Raw genomic sequence first — 17,476 nt, forward strand, 5'->3', positions numbered from 1 at the left:
CAGACTAACTTTTCGTAAGTTGAGTGATTGACTTTTGTTATCATAAAATGATTAAGATTATATGTCAAGAAAAAGACTGTAAAGGAGATTCAGGATGGAATCTAATTTATGTCCCAAAATGGAAAAAGCATTCGGATTTTTAGGGAAAAGATGGTCGGGCTTAATTATCCATGTCATGTTAGACGGACCTAAGCGATTTAAGGATTTAACAGATACCATTCCTAGTATTAGCCAAAAAATGCTTGTGGAACGATTGAAAGAATTGGAATCAGCCGGTATTGTTCAGCGGGTTGTCATTCCTGATACACCAGTAAAGGTTACGTATCAGCTGACAGAAATGGGCCACTCTTTAGAAAAAGTGATGATAGAAGTGAAAGATTGGGCAGATCGCTATTGCTTTGAGGAGGGGAAAAAGGAATGAAACGAACAGTCATTATCACAGGCGGCGCAAACGGAATCGGCGAAGAATTGGTCAGACAGTATGCTGCAGCCGGTAATGCCGTTATATTTGCAGATATAGATGCGAAAAAGGGTAAAAGCATAGAAAGCAGCACTGAAAATGCACATTTTGTGCAAACAGATGTAAAAAATGTTCAGGAAATTGAACACTTGATAAAAGAAGCTGTGCGTTTGACTGGAACCATCGATATCTTAATAAATAATGCAGGTGTATCCGGATTTAAATCTCCTTATGAGCTTACTTTAGAGGATTGGGATCATGTCATAAACACAAATTTAAGAAGCACATTCTTTTGTTCAAAAGAGGCAGCAAAAGTGATGAGAAAGAATTCTGCCGGCGGTTTTATTGTTAATATCGCTTCTACACGGGCTTCGATGTCAGAACCGGGAACAGAGGCATATGCCGCAACCAAAGGCGGCATCGTTGCGCTGACCCATTCGCTTGCCGTTTCCTTAAGCGAAGACCGGATTAAGGTTAACAGCATTTCACCTGGATGGATCGAAACGAAGGATTACGGGAACCTTAGACAAATCGATCACGATCAGCACCTTTCAAAACGGGTTGGCAAGCCAGCTGATATTGCCAAAGCATGTTTTTATTTAACAGATCCTGAAAATGATTTTGTAACAGGTACGGATATAGTAGTAGACGGCGGGATGACAAGAAAGATGATATATGAACATTAAGGAATGACTGCTGATGAGCAGTCTTTTTTTATTTTGGGCTCTTTCGTAAACATTGTGTGAAAGGCGTTTACAACATTCAGAACGTGAACAGTTACCATAGCCGACTCAAACGCTGGATCAACTGCTGCAACGGCGCAGCAACCAAGTATCTTAATTACTGGCTTGGTTTAGGTACTTAGACAGCAAGGAATATGAGAACAAAACGTCGAATAAGAAAAATATGTTGGTCGCCTGTTGTCTGTTTACTTTAAATGAAACAAATTGTAAAATTCGCGAACGGTTTCTTATTGATGGATTAATCGGTAAAATTATATAATTTAATGAGTTCTGGAGGGAGATGTATGATGCAAAAGGCAATCGTAATTTATTATTTGACCGATAAGAAGAATAACTTAAGTGATTTAAATCAGCTTTTGCAAGAGGGATGGAAGGTTGTCTCTCAGAGTGCTATGTCAGGTGCAGGTGGTGGTGGAGCAGTTTATTCACTTGTTATATTAGAGCAAGATTAGTAAACAACGCATCGGGATTCCTTGCCGCTAACGGGAAACGATCGTTTAATTAACCGCCTTTTAAAGGGTGGTTTTCTTTTTGGGTAAACAACATAATGCGAAAACAGCCTTGTTTTAAAATAAAAAGACTGGGCTGGACATAGGGTTTAGAAAAGTTTTTACCATAGAAGCTGAGGGGATTTTTCTCAATTTCTAATTTATCTGCGATTCAACAGCGAAAAGCCAGCAATCCGTGAAACAGGCTATCACTTTATGCAAATCTTCAATCCTTTCGTTTGAATTCATTTCACCCGGGTAAAGTAGGAATAAATAACCCTGAAAGGAATGAGTCTGAAATGCCTTGGACAAAACAAGATTACCCAAGCTCAATGAAAAACCTTCCTGATGAAACCCGTGAAAAAGCAATTGAGATCGGCAATGCCCTGCTTGATGATGGTTATGAAGAGGGACGAGCCATTCCGATTGCTGTTTCACAGGCTGAAAAATGGGCTGACAATGATTCTGAAAAAGATGAATATCTTCTGATGGCTGATGACGATGGATGGATGCTGAAAAAAGACGGAAACAAACGGGCCAGTTACCGTTTTGATACGAAACAAGAGGCGCTTGAAAAAGGAAGAGAGCTTGTGAAGCAAAATAACTGCACATTGGTCGTTCATCTAAAGGACGGTTCAGTCGAAACCAAAATAAACGCATAAGGGGGAATGCTTTTTCATAAAATTGATTTTCCCTGAGATATTCGCCCACTCCAAAACCTTTTAGGTGAATACCCTTATAAGGTAAGTGATATATGGAGGAGGGGAATGCATGTACCCGCACTATGCAGCACGAGGCTACCGCAGCGCAGGAAATAGAGGACCTTTCTTTTTCGGATTTGGAGCTCCGCTTGTAGGAGGATTGTTGGGAGGATTCCTTGGAAGTGCGCTTTTTAACTATCCAAGACCTTATTATTATCCGCCGCCACCGCCGCCGGCACCGTTTTACGGAGGCTACCCAGGACCTGGACCGGGCGGATATCCAGGTTATCCGGGAGGACCATACCCAGGAGGGCCGTATTAAGAAGAATATTAGAGGAAGCATAATCATAAAAACAATGGACCAGAGAGCTTGCTCTCTGGTCCATTGTTTTTAATTTGATGATAAAATTAAATCCCACTATCAGTCTTCAGATACCTCAGAATAAAAAAAGTCTGTCAGTCGTTCGTTATTTCAATCTCCGATATTTGCAGATCCTCATTTTTTTGCAGTTTAATTTCAAGAATCCCATTCCGGTATGATGCTTTTGTTCCTTTTCGTTTAACAAGAGCAGGCAAAACAAGCTTTTTTTGTTCACCTATTGAGGGGTAGTCTAAGATGAAAAGCTGATTGCTGCTGTGCTGAATACGGAGATTTTTAAGCTGTTCATCTGAAGCCTGCACTTTGACGAAGATGTGGTCGTTGGTTTCAAAAAGCTCAGTATTGGTTTGATTTGCTTGCTGCTGTTTATTTATTTGCGGGATATTGCCTGGCATATTGCCCTGAAAAGGGAACTGCTGAGGAAAGCCATCGCCGAAAACATTTCCCATGACGTTTTGAATGTAATCCTCTACATTTTTAGGGTTCATATTTTGAAAAGCATCAGGCATTTGCCCGGATTGATTAAATGGAAAGTTTTTTTTCCAGGGAAACATGCATGTTCACGCCCTTTTTTACAGGTATACTTTACTATATGTAAAAGGATGGGTCCTGGTTAAGTTTTTTTTCTTGTGGAAGTCCTTGTATCGGGATTATAATGAGCATGGAGTTTTGAAAAGGAAGGTGCTGTAAAATGGAGCAAAGAAATATAGATACATATCGCACAGGCCTGATGCACACAGCACTAGCCTATTTTTTATGGGGGATCCTTCCAGTTTATTGGAAGCTTATCGATCATGTCGGGGCTGAAGAAATTCTGGCACACCGTGTATTTTGGTCATTTCTTTTCATGATGGGGCTGATTCAGTTCAATAAACAATGGGCGCAGCTTCTGGAAGTCTGCAAGAGAATGATAAAAAAACCGCTTCTTCTGCTTTCACTAATTCTATCATCAGTATTAATAAGCATTAACTGGTTCTTATACATTTGGGCCGTTAATCATAATCACATCCTGGAAACGAGTTTAGGGTATTATATTAATCCTTTAATCAGTGTTCTCCTTGGCATGGTGTTTTTGAAAGAACGGCTTAATAGATGGCAATATGCTTCGTTTATCCTTGCTGCGGCTGGTGTACTTTTCATGACCATGCAATATGGGAAGTTTCCATTTGTAGCAATTATACTGGCACTGAGCTTTGGTTTTTACGGCTTAACTAAAAAAGTAACGAAATTAAATGCTTCAATCGGACTTACACTTGAGACCATGATGGTCATGCCTGTTGCCCTGATTTATTTAGTTTCAATTGCAAATAAAGGGGAGTCTGCATTTTTCGCCTTTAGTATAGGTACAAATGCATTTTTAATTGGAGCTGGAATTGTGACGGCCGTTCCATTGCTGCTGTTTGCAAAAGGAGCACAGCATATTCCATTGTTCATGGTTGGCATTCTGCAATATATCGCACCAACCATCACGCTTTTACTTGGGGTTTTAATATATGATGAATCATTTACGAGCACTGAAATTATTACATTTTCGTTAATTTGGAGTGCGCTTGTGCTCTTTTCATTCTCACATATAAGAGGAATGAAGGAACATTCATGGAAGCTGAAGAAGAAGAAAACAATGGAGATGTAAAACAGCCTGCCCTGTGCAAGGCTTTTTTCTTTCATTGAAATGATTTTTCAGTATACAATAAGAGAGTCAGGAAAGGAATGATGACAGGAGATGACGGAAAGCCGCGAGCTTTTAGAGGTATACCGTAAGCTTTGGTCAAATCGGCAGCTTGAGGTCAGTGATGATAATATGCAGACACTCCTTGGCGCTATTAAAGTTGAACTGCAGGATGAAATGACCCATCCGCGCCTGCGGAAAAATACTGAGCAGAAGTTTTTTTCCGCAGTCAAACGGATTTCCATGGCAAGCCTTGGCGATCAGGAAAAGCTTACCCTGATTGACCTGCATATAAAAGTGTATGAAGAAATCAGACAATCTACATAAAAAGGAGCAGAAAGATGGTCCCCATTACGAAAGATGACATTCAAAAACATTTAGATGTTCTGGTGAACAAGGAAGTTTATGTTCACCTCGAAACAACGACAGGCGCCTACTCTGCCCATATGAATGAAAATAATATGACAGTCGTGGCATTTATCAGAAATGCAAAGGTATCCTTTGACCAGGCTAAGATCACCGGACAGGGTCCTTACCGTGTCGGTCTTAAAATAGATCATGGCTGGATATATGCAGAAGGCCTGACAGACTGGGTATACAATGAAAATAATCAGCTGCTGATGGCAGGGCATGACCGCGAAGGAAAGCTTGCCATTGCGCTTCAAATCAGCGAGACTCCGTTTGCAGAGTAGAAAGGGAGAATGAAAATGAGAGAGCATGTATTAGTCGTTTTGCCTCACCCGGATGACGAGTCATTTGGAGTTGGAGGTTTGATGTCGTTAAAACGCAAAGAAGGGATTCCTGTTACATATGCCTGTGCAACACTTGGTCAAATGGGAAGAAACATGGGGAATCCGCTGTTTGCAAACCGGGAGATCCTGCCTGAAATCCGCAAAAAAGAACTGAGAGATGCATGTGATGCACTTAATGTTCAGGATTTAAGAATGCTTGGCCTGCGCGACAAAACCCTTGAATTTGAAGATATCGACCGATTTGCTGATATAATAGAAGAAATTATTCAAGAAGTGAAGCCGACCCTTGTTGTGACCTTTTATCCTGGACATGGCGTTCATCCTGATCATGATGCAACTGGGGCTGCAACCATTCGCGCATTAAGCAGAATGCCGCTTGAAGAGCGTCCTCTGACTTACTGTGTTGCCATTACGAGAAATCGTGCAGAAGTGCTTGGCGAGCATGATGTCACGATTGATATCTCAAGTGTTGCCGAAATGAAGCTAAATGCTTTGCGCGCTCATCGCAGCCAAACAGAAGGCATGCTTAAGCAAATGGAAGAAAAGTTTAAGAATAAAGATCCTGAAGTCATGCATTGGGTGGAGCAGGAGATTTTCTGGACGTATAAATGGAATGATGAATAAAAAAAGATGATCTCGTTTCTTCGAGATCATCTTCTTCTATGTTCAATGCTTATCTTTGTTTTTCACTTAGTGTATAAACCTTATTTTGAATAAACCACAGCCTTGTAGACAGCGCAACAGCGGCTGCGGCAAGACCTGCAATCAAGCCGATCCAGTAGCCGAAAGCCATGAAAGACGTATTGTTTGCGAGCCAATATCCCGTTGGAAGTCCGATGACCCAGTAAGAAACAAGTGCCATCACCAGGGTGACATTCACATCCTTGTAGCCCCGCAGTGCTCCTTGTATCGGAGCGGCTATTGCATCTGACAGCTGAAAGAAAATCGCATAGATCAAAAACTGAGCCGAGAGTTTGATGACAATGTCTTCGTTCGTATAGATCTCCGCAATTTCACTTCTTAGGAAATAGATAACCGCTGCGGTAATAACCGACAGAATAACAGCCATGACAATCCCGAGATAACTGTACTGCTTCGCATCTCTGTACCGTTTCGCGCCCACTTCAAAACCGACGACAATTGTCAGCGCCATTGAAATGCTCAGCGGAAGCATGTACAGAAGAGAAGCAAAATTGATGGCGATTTGATGGGAGGCAATCGTGACCGTGTCATAATTGCTCATCAATAAGGTAACAGCAGCAAAAATACTGGTTTCAAAGAAAATGGCAATCCCTATTGGAATTCCGATTTTTAAGAGACTGAGCCATGCTTTTGCAGAAGCACGGTACAGTTTATTGAAAATGCCGTAGTTCACAAAGGGGTGCTTTTTCATGATGACATAAGCGGAAATCAGAAAGATGCTCCAGTATGTAATAGTTGAAGCAACACCAGCTCCTACGCCGCCCAGAGCCGGAAAACCGAACTTTCCATAGATAAATAAATAATTGAATACAACATTGATCGGCAGAGATAATAAAGTGATGATCATGGAGACCCTCGTAAATCCGAGCGCATCTATGAAACACCGCAATACATTATAAGCAAAAAGCGGCAATATGCCAAAAGCCAAAGCAGCCAGATAAAACTTAGCCGTCTCTCTGACATGATCCTCGAGTGTCATTGTGTTTAAAATAGGGTCAATGACAAAAATTCCGATTACTCCAACGATAATCGACAGTAAAACGGAAAGGTACAGACCTTGAATGACCGTAAAAGGTATTTTCTCCTTTTGTTTAGCGCCCACAAACTGAGAAACAATTGGAGTTACTGAAAGCAGAATGCCGCTTAGTCCGGTATAGACAGGAACCCATATGCTTGATCCGATTGCAACTCCTGCAAGATCTCCAGGGCTGACTTTTCCTGACATGGTCGTATCAAAGAAATTCATTGAGTAAAGTGCAAGCTGTGTAATCAAAATCGGCAAAAGGATGAGAGAAAATTGCTTGCCTTTCTCCCAAAGAGTGAAGGTTTGATTCATGTTCATTATCCTCGGTTTCGTAGAGTAACGAAAGAATTATAACATGAAAAAATAGAACTCGTGACTATTTCGACTTCTCTTCAAGCTCTTTTTTCTCGGGTTTAAACATTTGATAGTAAAAATAACTTAAGATCATTACACCCATACCAGAAAAAAGATATTGAATGATTTTAGCTGTTGTCATCATGTAAACCTCCGTTATATTAGCAACTGTGTCAAAGCTGCTGTTATTTTATTTTAGTATGAACCCTAAATGGAAAATTATTGCATGGAAAGCGGAGATTTTCCAAACAATAAGAAAAACGGTGAAAAATGGCGGAGAGGAGCTGTACGTTTTGGAACACGAATTAATTGATCCCATAAAAAAACACATTTATGACCAGCTGGGAAACATCATTGAAGAATCCCGGCAGCTGATGAACTCTCTTCATGAGAAAGACCATTGTCTGCTCTGTGAGCTTGAAGACCTGCATAAGATATTTCAGCAGCTTCAGTCGCAGGCATCATCCTTTTACTTGCAGTCTTATTTATCTGAATATACTCCGCATTATGCCGTGCTATCTAGAGTCATTCAGCAGCTGTCTGATCATAAACACGGCGGTTTAATCGTGATAGAAAGAAAAGATCCTCTTATCTCTTTTCTTCAAAACGGCGTGCCGATTGATGCTTATTTATCGGCGTCATTGCTTGAAAGTATTTTTTATCCGGGGAATCCGCTTCATGATGGAGCCGTTCTCGTATCAGGAACCAAAATTATATCAGCAGCAAATGTACTTCCGCTTTCAACGAAAACCTCAGATGCTAAGGTCGGAACAAGGCATCGGGCTGCCCTTGGCATTACAGAATCTACAGATGCGATTGCTCTTGTTGTATCGGAAGAGACAGGGAACATGTCATTTGCGATAAATGGCGGGCTGTATCCATTCAGCTCTGAATAAATGCTTTTCATATTTTGAAAAATCCTTTATAATGTAGTTTTTACTTTATGAGCTATGCCTTCATGATTTGCTTCAGCCATCAGCATGATAAGACAGCGCTCTTCTATTTATGAGGAGGAAGAACAAATGCAAGACAAGAAAAACCTACAATCGTTTTTAAACTCATTTTTCCGTTTAGATGAACGGAAAACAACCGTAAAAACGGAATTTATTGCTGCTCTGACAACATTTATGACTGTCAGCTACATCATCCTTGTCAACCCGATTATCTTATCAGAAGCCGGAATGCCTAAGGAAGCAGCCCTTGCCGGTACCATTTTAGCGATCGTCATTACGACACTTTTAATGGGATTATGGGCAAACCTGCCGATTGTCATTGGACCAGGCATGGGGTTAAATGCCTTTTTTACATATACGGTTGTCCTCGGTCAGGGATTATCGTGGGAAACGGCTCTCGGGGCCGTATTTATCTCGGGTTTTGTCTTCTTTCTATTATCTGTCACAGGAGTCAGTTCAAAGGTAGTCTCTGCTATTCCTAAAACATTAAAAGCATCCATCACAGCAGGAATCGGATTATTTGTAGCATTTATTGGCCTGAAAAACGGGGGCATCATTGTTCCTGATGAAGCTACATATGTGGCACTCGGAAATATTGCCGATCAGGGAACATGGCTTGCGCTTGCAGGGCTGATCCTTGCTGCGGTGCTTGTATCGAGAAATATCAGAGGCGGCTTGATCTTAAGCATCATTGTCATTACCGCACTGTCCATGCTGATCGGCCACTCGCCTGTGCCTAAATCAGCAGGGGATATCCTGTCCTTTGACTGGCCTTCAGTTGAATTAACATTTATGAAGCTTGATATTATGGCTGCCATCGGATACGGTATTTTCTCAGTCATCTTCTCATTTACGATTGTAGAATTATTCGATACATTGGCTACCCTGATCGGATTAACAAAAAAAGCGAATTTGAATGATGAAAATGGCGAAACACCTAACATGAAACGCGCATTGACGACAGGTGCGCTCGGCACAATGATCAGTGCGGTGTTTGGAAGTACAGCCATGAATACCTACATTGAAAATGCGACCGGAATTGCAGAAGGAGGAAGGACAGGCTTAAAAGCAGTATTTGCTGCAATACTGTTTTTGCTCACGCTTTTGTTTACACCTCTGATTCAATTCATCCCAAACGCTGCTACAGCACCTGTATTAATTATCATTGGGGCCTTTATGATGACAGAATTGAAGGAAATTCATTTTGATGATCTAACCGAATTGATTCCGGCCTTTTTAACACTCATTATGATGCCTCTCACGTTCAGCATTGCAGAAGGGGTGGCATTCGGTTTTATCTCTTACACACTATTAAAGGTTTTCACGGGCAGAACAAAAGAACTGCATTGGATGATGTATGTCATTGCAGCTGCCTTCTTGATTAATTTCTATACGATGATTTGACCGGCCCTAATTAGGGCTTTTTTTGTTTATAAAAAGTTTCGCTAGTCGAAATAAATGCTCAGATGCTATAGTAGATATAGTAAAAAAACAGAAAACGGAGATATCACCATGTGGAAAAATAAAAACGTCTGGATTGTCCTGAGCGGTGAATTTATTGCCGGTCTTGGTTTATGGTTTGGCATAATTGGAAACTTGGAATTTATGCAGAAAAACGTACCATCTGATTTTATGAAATCACTTATTTTATTTATTGGGCTGCTCGCCGGGGTGCTTGTAGGGCCGCTTGCGGGGAAAATGATTGACAGCTGCTCCAAAAAAACGGTGCTTATATACTCAGGGCTTGGAAGAATGCTCAGCGTCATCTTTATGTTTATGGCGATACAATTTGATTCTCTTTTCTTTATGATCCTGTTTATGATCAGCATACAATTATCTGCAGCCTTTTATTTTCCTGCTCTTCAGGCAGTGATTCCGATAATTGTAAAAGACAATGATCTGATACAGATGAACGGAGTGCACATGAATGTTGCAACTATGGCAAGAGTCATCGGCACAGCACTTGCCGGCGCGCTTTTAGTCTTTATGAGTCTCACATCTATTTACGCCATGTCGATGGCTGCATATGCCGTTCTTTTTGGCGCTACTTTTCTGCTTGATTTTAAAGAAGATAAGAGAGAGCAGTCAAAATCAGGGAAGTCCGGCAGCTTTAAAGAAGTCCTTCCCGTATTAAAAGGGACCCCAATCGCCATTACAGCTCTGGTCCTGACAATCATTCCGGTTTTGTTCATCGGCGGATTTAATCTGATGGTCATTAACATAAGCGAGCTTCAGGACAGCACGTCCATTAAAGGCCTCCTTTATACAGTGGAAGGCATTGCGTTTATGATCGGCGCTTTTTTTGTAAAAAAAATTACCAGCCGGTTTTCATCCGTTCACATGCTGTTTGCATTTGCTCTAATTATTTCAATCGCACATCTAAGCTTATTTTTCAGTGATATCATGTGGATGTCGCTCATCTCATTTGGATTATTCGGACTTGGGGTAGGCTGTTTTTTCCCAATTGTTTCGACCATTTTCCAAACAAAGATTCCAAAAGAATATCACGGCCGTTTCTTCTCGTTTAGAAATATGCTTGACCGGGTGATGTTCCAGGTTGTTCTCCTCGGTACGGGCCTGTTCCTTGATACAATCGGCCTGCAGTTCATGGTGCTAATCTTTGGAACATTATCGCTCTTGATGGTCGTCATCTATGGAATGAAATATTTTCAAAAAACAGAAGTAGGCAGATTAAGTGAAAGCAAGTAAAAGAGAGGGGGGAGCCCCTCTCTTTTTTGTATATCTATAAGGCTGTTTTTTTCCGTTTTCTGTCTGCCTGCGTTAAACGGGCGATTCAGCTTTTCTACTTGTCTAACTCCACCTCCTAGCCCCTCGGCCAGAACGGATCCGCAAGCATTGGCAAAAAGCGCCTTCACCGGCGGATCCTTATCTGTCTGCCCGAGTCTGAACAGTCGGTTCCGCTTTTCTACTTCTCCCTGCATTTCTTACAAACTGTAAGCTTCTTCCCATCCGCCTGCAGGTTAGGGTAGAGCAGTTTAATTCTCTCTGTTCCGCAAATTGGACAAGTGCCGCGGGCTCTTGATGCCATTTTGTATAATGTCTTTCCCCGATTTCTCTTCGCCATTTTAAACACCCTGTTTCTTTTTTATTACTATATGAAATTCAGATTGGATATGCTATCTCAAAAATCGGCCAAAAATGACTAATTCTGTCATTTTTTGCAAAAAAACGGGATAAGAAAAGAGAAAATTAGCTATTTTAGTAAGAATATAGTGCTATTTTTAGAAATTTGTAGTAATTAATGCCCTAATCTATTAAAATAATCATGTAAGAAAAAAGGAGGTACTTAGCGAACAATGAAACAGAAAATTATTGGGTTAACTGCTTCAGCAGTCATCGGTTCCGGCTTGCTTGGCTCCGCAGCTTCTGCAGACAGCATAACCGTTAAAAAAGGCGATTCGTTATGGAAGTTGTCACGCGAGTATAAAACATCAGTCGAAACTATTAAAATGACAAACAAGCTTGCTAAAGATATGATTTTTCCAGGACAAGTCCTGAAGATATCCGGAACTGCTGTAAAACCCGCATCAAGTGTCCAAAAATCTGCTGCTCCCGCTAAAACCTCTGTCTCTACATACAAAGTGAAATCAGGCGATTCCCTCTGGGTCATTGCAAGAAACCATAATGTATCAGTGAATGAGCTAAAGAGTTTAAACGGACTAAAGTCAGATTTGATCCGTCCAGGGCAGACTTTAAAAGTAAGCAAAAGTGCTGCACAAGCGCCAGCCGCAGCTGCTCCGAAACCAGCTGCCAGTAAGCCTGCTGCAGCAACTTATAAAGTGCAGCTAGGTGATTACCTTGGAAAGATCGCAAATCAATTCGATCTTACCGTTCCTGAATTAAAAGCCATGAACAATCTTAAATCAGATGTGATTTATGCTGGCCAGATCCTTAAAGTGAAAGGTTCAAGCCAAGCTGCGCCTAGTAAGGTGGAAGAAACAAAGCCATCTGCAAACAGTAAAATTGACACGATGATTGCTGAAGCCAAGAAACATGTTGGAGTCCCATACCGCTGGGCTGGAAATACTCCTTCTGGATTTGACTGCAGCGGATTCATGTACTATGTACTGAACAAAGTGACGTCTGTCTCCCGCCTAAGCACTGCTGGATATTGGGACATAATGACGTCAGTCAGCTCTCCGCAAAAAGGTGACTTCGTTTATTTCACTACATACAAGGCAGGCCCGTCTCATATGGGAATTTATCTTGGCAATGGAGAATTTATTCATGCGAGTTCATCAGGTGTAACGATCTCTAAATTAGATAATTCCTATTGGAAAGCAAGATACCTTGGAGCAAAACGCTACTTAAAATAAGAAGCCATTAAGGCTTCTTTTTTTTTCGAAAAAATACAATCTGCCTTTAAAGGATGATTGCTCAAATCCATTCATATGATTGTATGGTCCGCTGCCTAAAGAATATGGATAAAGAACAAAAGAGCAAGTGCCAAGGCCTGTTCCGACAGACAGAAAAGAAACCAACTTATTGTCTGTTATAAATTTATAAACGAGCAAAAAAACTCTTGCATTCCTCAAAGATTTACATATAATAACTCTTAATAGAAAAAAATCCCATGATGAAGAGAGTAGTCATATCCAGTTCATCTATCAGCGATTTAGGAATGGTGAAAGCCTAAAATGAACGGAATGATGAAGCGCACTTTCTAGGAGCATGCCTGAAATTTTTCAGTAGGGCATGCCGGCCGGCTGTCCGTTAATACGCTGCGAGTGGTTCAGAAATGAACAATCAGAGTGGTACCGCGGGAAAACGCCCGTCTCTTTTGTAAACAAAGAGACGGGCGTTTTTATTTTTTAAAAGGAGGATACCTAATGAAAAAGAAACTAGGGGCCATTATTCATGCCTCATTAGACAACGATCTTAACCTTGAAACAATTGTGGATATCCTTGAAATTCCGAAGGCCAGACAGTTTGGAGATTACAGCTTATCTTGTTTCGCCCTTGCTTCAATCTATAAAAAAAATCCGATTCATATTGCAAGCTGGCTTGCAGCAACAATCAAAGATGAATTTATTACAAGTGCAACAGCTGCAGGTCCCTATGTGAATTTTCATCTTAACAGAGAGATCATAAGCAAGGAATGTCTAAAAATGAAGGTTCCCTATCTGATTCCTGAAAAATCAAAGGTAATGGCCATTGATTTTTCATCTCCAAATATTGCGAAGCCTTTTTCGATGGGACATCTTCGTTCAACGGTCATCGGCCATGCCATTGCCAATCTAGGAGAAAAATGCGGCTATAATGTTGTCAGAATCAATCATATTGGCGACTGGGGCACACAATTTGGCAAGCTGATTGCAGCCTATAAAAGATGGGGGAATGAACAAGCTGTCATGAAACATCCGATACAGGAGCTTTTTAGACTGTATGTTAAGTTTCATAAAGAAGCTGACGTTCTTTCTGAGCTGAATGAAGAGGGCAGAAGCTGGTTTAAACGGCTGGAGGACGGTGACTTAGAAGCATTAAAGCTGTGGAAATGGTTCAGAGAGGCATCACTTGCGGACTTTCAGAGGGTTTATGAGCTATTAGGCGTTCAATTTGATACGTATAATGGAGAAGCATTCTACAACAGCCAACTATCAGGTATATGTGAAATCCTTGAGAAAAAAGGCCTGCTGGAACATTCTGAAGGTGCAAAAGTAGTTTCTTTAGATAAGGATAATCTGCCGCCGTGCCTGATCCGGAAAAGGGATGGAGCAACTCTTTATGCTACAAGAGATTTGGCTGCCGCTCATTACAGAAAGGAAACATATCAGTTTGATAAATCTCTTTACGTGGTCGGGATGGAACAATCGATTCATTTCAAACAGGTTTTCGCCGTCCTTAAGAAAATGGGGTGCAGCTGGCATCAAGATCTTCATCATATACCGTTTGGATTCATTTTGAAGGATGGAAAGAAAATGTCTACTAGAAAAGGCAAAGTAGTACTTTTAGATGAAGTAATAAAAGAGACCATCTCCGCTGCAAAAGCAAATATTGAAGTGAAAAATCCTCAGCTGGAAAACAAAGAGGAGGTCGCACGAGCGGTGGGAGTAGGGGCGATTATATTTCATGACCTGAAGAATGATCGAACAAATAATATAGAATTTTCATTGGGTGAAATGCTTAAGTTTGAAGGGGAGACAGGTCCATATGTGCAATATACACATGCACGCGGATGCTCTTTATTAAGAAAAAGCAGCGGGATTAAGTCAGAGAACGTCATGGCTTTAACAGATGATTCCAGCTGGGAAGTGCTAAAACTCCTTGTTCAGTATGAGGAAGTTATTCTATCCGCGTTTGATAAGTACGACCCGTCCATTCTTGCAAAATATCTTTTGCAAGTGTGCAGGGCGTTTAATTCATATTACGCAAAAGTGAAAATCCTTGAAGAAAATCAATCCCTCACATCCAGACTTTTGCTTGTTCATTCCGTGTGCAGCATCTTGAAGGATGGGCTGACCATACTTGGGATTCAAGCTCCTGAAAAGATGTAGGCTCTGAATCAGCCGTTTTAAAATTCTGCTTTTATGGCAATCATGCTAAAGAATTTTAAAATGGAGGGATTGTGTGTATGAACAGAAAAAGCTTTTACACAGTAATAATCGCAGCATCATTAAGCTTGAGCGCCTGTCAGGCTACTGCAGAAATAGAGTCAGAAGATGAATCACTGCCTGTCAGTGAGAAGGCAGTCGCTCCAGTAAACGTTGATATTATAAACAGCGAGGGCGTTCAAATTGGAACAGCAGATCTGACTGAGTCATCCAAAGGAGTGACAATCCGATTGAAGGCTGAAGGATTAGAGCCTGGGAAGAAGGCCATCCATCTCCATGAAACAGGAAAATGCGAAAAGCCGGATTTCAAATCAGCAGGAGGGCATTTCAATCCTGCCAAAAAGCAGCATGGATTTGATAATCCTAAAGGCTTTCATGCAGGAGACCTGCCGAATATTGAAATTGACGAAGATGGGACAGTGGATGTCGAACTGCATGCAGCTGAGGTCACACTAAAACAGGGGAAGAAGAATTCGCTGCTGGATGAAGACGGAACTTCAATCATTATCCACGAAAAAGAAGATGACTACATGACAGATCCCGCCGGAAACGCAGGGAACAGGATTGCATGCGGGGCAATAGTGAACTAGAAGAGCGGAGACGAATTCATAAAGTGAACGAGCAGAATATGTGTAAATAAAAAAGCAGATGAGACAGCAAGTCTCATCTGCTTTTGCTTATTTTTCTTCTGTTTCTTCAGGACCCATGTAACGGTACTTTGTTGGATCTACAGGCTCAAATCCTTTAGGTGTATAAAAACGCAAGAGATCTCCATATACAATCTGGTCTGAAAGGTTCAGCTTTTTATCGACCATTTCTTCTGTTTGTTTAATGTCTTCGTTTTCCTCTACCGTTTCTCCAGTAGCCGTATCATAGAATTTGCCGTCAACTGAAGTGAAATTAGGTGTTACGAAGTCACCGTTTCTAAAAGGCACCACTTGCTGGTGGTCCTTTGATAATAAATCCGTACCCATTTGGACATACTCTTTTGTATCAATGCCAAGCAGGTGAAGGAGAGTAGGGCGGATATCAACTTGCCCGCCGAACTGGTGCTGTTGTCCGCCTTCAAGGCCTGGTGCATGAATGAACAGTGGAGTTCGCTGCAGCTGAGCATGTTCAAACCCGTTAATCTCTTTGCCCATTACCTGAGACATCGCTTTGTTGTGATTTTCCGAAATTCCGTAATGATCACCATACATAACGATCATTGTATTATCATATAGACCTGACTTTTTCAGATCATCGAAAAACTGCTTCAAAGACTCATCCATGTAACGAGCCGTCTGGAAATAACGGTCTACTGAACCATCACCTGTTGTATGAGGATCAATAGTAGCTTCTTCCTCATCAATTGGATAAGGGAAGTGATTCGTTAATGATATGAATTTTGTATAAAAAGGCTGCTCCATAGATTGAAGAAGCGGAATCGACTCTTTAAAGAATGGTTTATCTTTAAGGCCATAGTTCACAACATCTTCATCTTTCATTGAATAATAGGCTGCATCAAAAAATTGCTCGTAGCCCAGTGACTTATACATCACATCACGGTTCCAGAAAGATTTATAGTTGCCGTGTAAAACAGCTGTTGAGTATCCCTTTTGATCAAGAATAGCCGGTGCTGCCTGATACGTGTTTTCTGCTTTCGTTGTAAATACAGCTCCCTGTGGAAGAGGGAACAAAGAGTTTTCAACCATAAACTCAGCATCAGACGTTTTACCTTGACCTGTCTGATGGAAGAAATTATCAAAGTAGAGCGTATTCTTATCTTCTGTCAATGAATTCAAGAACGGTGTAACTTCTTCGCCGTTAATTTTGTAATCAATAGCAAATGTCTGAAGTGATTCAAGTGAAATATAAATAACATTCATGCCTTTTGCTTTACCGAAGTATTCCGGATTAGGTTCAGCGTGTGTTGCTTTCGTGTAGTTTACAACTTCTGTTACATCGTTGCTGTCAGCTAAAGCGCGCTGAGCAGATGACTTTGAGCTTTGAATCGCATCATAAATCGTGTAATTATACATGCCTAAATATTTAACAAGGTAATTGCGGTCAAAGGTGCGTGTTAATAATTGCGGACGGTCCATTTCCGCCAAAGCAAGGTTTGCACCGAAAAGCATGACCGCTGAAATCAGAACTGCCGAAACTCGTTTGCCTTTCATTCTTACATTTTCCGGCTTAACGAATTTACCAAATACAAGAACCATTAAAATGATGACATCCAGGAAGTAAAGAACATCATATGGTTTAACCAAAGCACCGAGACTTTGTCCAAGGTCACCGGCATTTTTAGTCTGTGTCAAGGTTGGCACTGTAATAAAATCATTGAAAAAACGATAGTACACAAGATTTGCATATAATAAGAAAGAAAGAAGGAAATCAATAACGATCATCCAAATAAATGCTTTTCTTCCTTTAGCAAATAAAGCTAATCCTAAAAACAGCACTGCAGAGCTTATCGGGTTAATGAACAGCAAAAACTGCTGAATAGAATTATCAATTCCTAAATTAAGTTCGGTTTGATAAGCAGCATAGGTTTTTATCCATAGCAGTACGACTGCGAACAGAAAAAAGCCAAGATGCTTATTCAGAAAACTCTTAGCAAATACACTTTTCATTTTTTAACACCTCTAGTAATCTATTAAATTTTAATCTTAATTAAATCTTAACCAATTATATATA

Annotated in this window: 19 protein-coding genes, 1 pseudogene and 1 other annotated feature; of the genes and pseudogenes, 16 read left to right on the top strand and 4 right to left on the bottom strand. The window is 40.9% G+C overall.

Annotation, left to right across the window (positions count from 1 at the left end; all coding sequences use genetic code 11):
* Positions 1–94: 94 nt before the first annotated feature.
* The 6 genes and pseudogenes from E2R53_RS05400 (at position 95) to E2R53_RS05420 (ending at position 2,714) form a co-directional block, all read left to right on the top strand.
* Positions 95–421, top strand: coding sequence for a winged helix-turn-helix transcriptional regulator (locus E2R53_RS05400; RefSeq protein WP_133310731.1), 327 nt, complete (start codon positions 95–97; stop codon positions 419–421).
* Positions 418–1,146 carry an SDR family NAD(P)-dependent oxidoreductase gene (locus E2R53_RS05405; protein WP_133310732.1) on the top strand — a complete coding sequence of 243 codons (729 nt, stop codon included), beginning with the start codon at positions 418–420 and terminating at the stop codon, positions 1,144–1,146. Before E2R53_RS05400 ends, E2R53_RS05405 begins: the two co-directional genes overlap by 4 nt.
* Before the next feature lie 47 nt (positions 1,147–1,193).
* Positions 1,194–1,397 (top strand): annotated as a pseudogene (locus tag E2R53_RS23510) (IS1595 family transposase); the annotation flags it as partial.
* A 90-nt stretch (positions 1,398–1,487) separates the two neighbouring features.
* On the top strand, positions 1,488–1,655 hold the full coding sequence (locus tag E2R53_RS23145) for a hypothetical protein (RefSeq protein ID WP_165970900.1): 168 nt from the start codon (positions 1,488–1,490) through the stop codon (positions 1,653–1,655).
* Positions 1,656–1,990: 335 nt separating this feature from the next.
* Positions 1,991–2,353: a DUF2188 domain-containing protein gene (locus E2R53_RS05415; RefSeq protein ID WP_133310733.1), complete on the top strand. Its 363-nt coding sequence runs from the start codon at positions 1,991–1,993 to the stop codon at positions 2,351–2,353.
* A gap of 109 nt (positions 2,354–2,462) precedes the next feature.
* Positions 2,463–2,714, top strand: a complete 252-nt coding sequence (locus E2R53_RS05420; protein ID WP_133310734.1) for a hypothetical protein — start codon at positions 2,463–2,465, stop codon at positions 2,712–2,714.
* 134 nt (positions 2,715–2,848) lie between these two features.
* Here E2R53_RS05420 and E2R53_RS05425 read toward each other — a convergent pair whose 3' ends face one another.
* Positions 2,849–3,325, bottom strand: coding sequence for an Hsp20/alpha crystallin family protein (locus tag E2R53_RS05425; protein WP_133310735.1), 477 nt, complete (start codon positions 3,323–3,325; stop codon positions 2,849–2,851).
* A 137-nt stretch (positions 3,326–3,462) separates the two neighbouring features.
* Here E2R53_RS05425 and rarD point away from each other — a divergent pair, with 137 nt between their 5' ends.
* From rarD to bshB2, 4 genes are all read left to right on the top strand, one after another.
* Entirely contained in the window at positions 3,463–4,404 is a 942-nt protein-coding gene (gene rarD, locus E2R53_RS05430) for an EamA family transporter RarD (RefSeq protein WP_133310736.1), read from the top strand.
* A 90-nt stretch (positions 4,405–4,494) separates the two neighbouring features.
* Positions 4,495–4,767 (top strand): hypothetical protein, encoded by a 273-nt coding sequence (locus E2R53_RS05435; RefSeq protein ID WP_133310737.1) that lies wholly within the window; start codon positions 4,495–4,497, stop codon positions 4,765–4,767.
* Positions 4,768–4,781: 14 nt separating this feature from the next.
* Positions 4,782–5,132, top strand: a complete 351-nt coding sequence (locus E2R53_RS05440) for a YojF family protein (RefSeq protein ID WP_070875938.1) — start codon at positions 4,782–4,784, stop codon at positions 5,130–5,132.
* Between the two features lie 15 nt (positions 5,133–5,147).
* Positions 5,148–5,816, top strand: a complete 669-nt coding sequence (bshB2, locus tag E2R53_RS05445; RefSeq protein ID WP_133310738.1) for a bacillithiol biosynthesis deacetylase BshB2 — start codon at positions 5,148–5,150, stop codon at positions 5,814–5,816.
* Between the two features lie 49 nt (positions 5,817–5,865).
* Here bshB2 and E2R53_RS05450 read toward each other — a convergent pair whose 3' ends face one another.
* Both E2R53_RS05450 and E2R53_RS23515 read right to left on the bottom strand, forming a co-directional pair.
* Positions 5,866–7,230, bottom strand: a complete 1,365-nt coding sequence (locus E2R53_RS05450; protein ID WP_133310739.1) for an MATE family efflux transporter — start codon at positions 7,228–7,230, stop codon at positions 5,866–5,868.
* A 64-nt stretch (positions 7,231–7,294) separates the two neighbouring features.
* A complete protein-coding gene (locus E2R53_RS23515) occupies positions 7,295–7,417 on the bottom strand; it encodes a hypothetical protein (RefSeq protein WP_286166079.1) in 123 nt (40 codons plus the stop codon).
* A gap of 148 nt (positions 7,418–7,565) precedes the next feature.
* Between E2R53_RS23515 and cdaS the strand changes: the two genes are divergently transcribed.
* The 6 genes from cdaS (at position 7,566) to E2R53_RS05480 (ending at position 15,387) form a co-directional block, all read left to right on the top strand.
* Positions 7,566–8,168, top strand: coding sequence for a sporulation-specific diadenylate cyclase CdaS (gene cdaS, locus E2R53_RS05455; protein WP_286166080.1), 603 nt, complete (start codon positions 7,566–7,568; stop codon positions 8,166–8,168).
* A 126-nt stretch (positions 8,169–8,294) separates the two neighbouring features.
* On the top strand, positions 8,295–9,629 hold the full coding sequence (locus E2R53_RS05460) for an NCS2 family permease (RefSeq protein WP_133310741.1): 1,335 nt from the start codon (positions 8,295–8,297) through the stop codon (positions 9,627–9,629).
* 108 nt (positions 9,630–9,737) lie between these two features.
* The gene (locus E2R53_RS05465; protein ID WP_133310742.1) at positions 9,738–10,934 is read left to right on the top strand and encodes an MFS transporter; all 1,197 of its coding nucleotides are present in this window, start codon (positions 9,738–9,740) and stop codon (positions 10,932–10,934) included.
* A gap of 608 nt (positions 10,935–11,542) precedes the next feature.
* A complete protein-coding gene (locus E2R53_RS05470) occupies positions 11,543–12,562 on the top strand; it encodes a LysM peptidoglycan-binding domain-containing protein (RefSeq protein ID WP_133310743.1) in 1,020 nt (339 codons plus the stop codon).
* A 248-nt stretch (positions 12,563–12,810) separates the two neighbouring features.
* Positions 12,811–13,028 (top strand) — a binding site (T-box leader).
* A gap of 47 nt (positions 13,029–13,075) precedes the next feature.
* A complete protein-coding gene (gene argS, locus E2R53_RS05475) occupies positions 13,076–14,740 on the top strand; it encodes an arginine--tRNA ligase (protein ID WP_133310744.1) in 1,665 nt (554 codons plus the stop codon).
* Positions 14,741–14,817: 77 nt separating this feature from the next.
* Positions 14,818–15,387 (top strand): superoxide dismutase family protein, encoded by a 570-nt coding sequence (locus E2R53_RS05480; protein ID WP_133310745.1) that lies wholly within the window; start codon positions 14,818–14,820, stop codon positions 15,385–15,387.
* 87 nt (positions 15,388–15,474) lie between these two features.
* Here the strand turns inward: E2R53_RS05480 and E2R53_RS05485 are convergent, their stop codons facing one another.
* Positions 15,475–17,412 (bottom strand): LTA synthase family protein, encoded by a 1,938-nt coding sequence (locus E2R53_RS05485; protein ID WP_133310746.1) that lies wholly within the window; start codon positions 17,410–17,412, stop codon positions 15,475–15,477.
* Positions 17,413–17,476: the final 64 nt, after the last annotated feature.

It is taken from the genome of Peribacillus frigoritolerans, from assembly GCF_004358755.1.
Classification (GTDB): domain Bacteria; phylum Bacillota; class Bacilli; order Bacillales; family Bacillaceae; genus Bacillus_P.

What these genes read in the sequence shown, in the direction of transcription:
- E2R53_RS05450 (WP_133310739.1), bottom strand. Translation starts at nt 7,230, where the DNA reads ATGAATCAAACCTTCACTCTTTGGGAGAAAGGCAAGCAATTTTCTCTC.
- E2R53_RS05415 (WP_133310733.1), top strand. Translation starts at nt 1,991, where the DNA reads ATGCCTTGGACAAAACAAGATTACCCAAGCTCAATGAAAAACCTTCCT.
- E2R53_RS05425 (WP_133310735.1), bottom strand. Translation starts at nt 3,325, where the DNA reads ATGTTTCCCTGGAAAAAAAACTTTCCATTTAATCAATCCGGGCAAATG.
- E2R53_RS05420 (WP_133310734.1), top strand. Translation starts at nt 2,463, where the DNA reads ATGTACCCGCACTATGCAGCACGAGGCTACCGCAGCGCAGGAAATAGA.
- E2R53_RS05470 (WP_133310743.1), top strand. Translation starts at nt 11,543, where the DNA reads ATGAAACAGAAAATTATTGGGTTAACTGCTTCAGCAGTCATCGGTTCC.
- argS (WP_133310744.1), top strand. Translation starts at nt 13,076, where the DNA reads ATGAAAAAGAAACTAGGGGCCATTATTCATGCCTCATTAGACAACGAT.
- bshB2 (WP_133310738.1), top strand. Translation starts at nt 5,148, where the DNA reads ATGAGAGAGCATGTATTAGTCGTTTTGCCTCACCCGGATGACGAGTCA.
- E2R53_RS05440 (WP_070875938.1), top strand. Translation starts at nt 4,782, where the DNA reads ATGGTCCCCATTACGAAAGATGACATTCAAAAACATTTAGATGTTCTG.
- E2R53_RS05400 (WP_133310731.1), top strand. Translation starts at nt 95, where the DNA reads ATGGAATCTAATTTATGTCCCAAAATGGAAAAAGCATTCGGATTTTTA.
- E2R53_RS05485 (WP_133310746.1), bottom strand. Translation starts at nt 17,412, where the DNA reads ATGAAAAGTGTATTTGCTAAGAGTTTTCTGAATAAGCATCTTGGCTTT.
- E2R53_RS05480 (WP_133310745.1), top strand. Translation starts at nt 14,818, where the DNA reads ATGAACAGAAAAAGCTTTTACACAGTAATAATCGCAGCATCATTAAGC.
- E2R53_RS23145 (WP_165970900.1), top strand. Translation starts at nt 1,488, where the DNA reads ATGATGCAAAAGGCAATCGTAATTTATTATTTGACCGATAAGAAGAAT.
- E2R53_RS05460 (WP_133310741.1), top strand. Translation starts at nt 8,295, where the DNA reads ATGCAAGACAAGAAAAACCTACAATCGTTTTTAAACTCATTTTTCCGT.
- E2R53_RS05405 (WP_133310732.1), top strand. Translation starts at nt 418, where the DNA reads ATGAAACGAACAGTCATTATCACAGGCGGCGCAAACGGAATCGGCGAA.
- E2R53_RS05435 (WP_133310737.1), top strand. Translation starts at nt 4,495, where the DNA reads ATGACGGAAAGCCGCGAGCTTTTAGAGGTATACCGTAAGCTTTGGTCA.
- E2R53_RS05465 (WP_133310742.1), top strand. Translation starts at nt 9,738, where the DNA reads ATGTGGAAAAATAAAAACGTCTGGATTGTCCTGAGCGGTGAATTTATT.
- E2R53_RS23515 (WP_286166079.1), bottom strand. Translation starts at nt 7,417, where the DNA reads ATGATGACAACAGCTAAAATCATTCAATATCTTTTTTCTGGTATGGGT.
- rarD (WP_133310736.1), top strand. Translation starts at nt 3,463, where the DNA reads ATGGAGCAAAGAAATATAGATACATATCGCACAGGCCTGATGCACACA.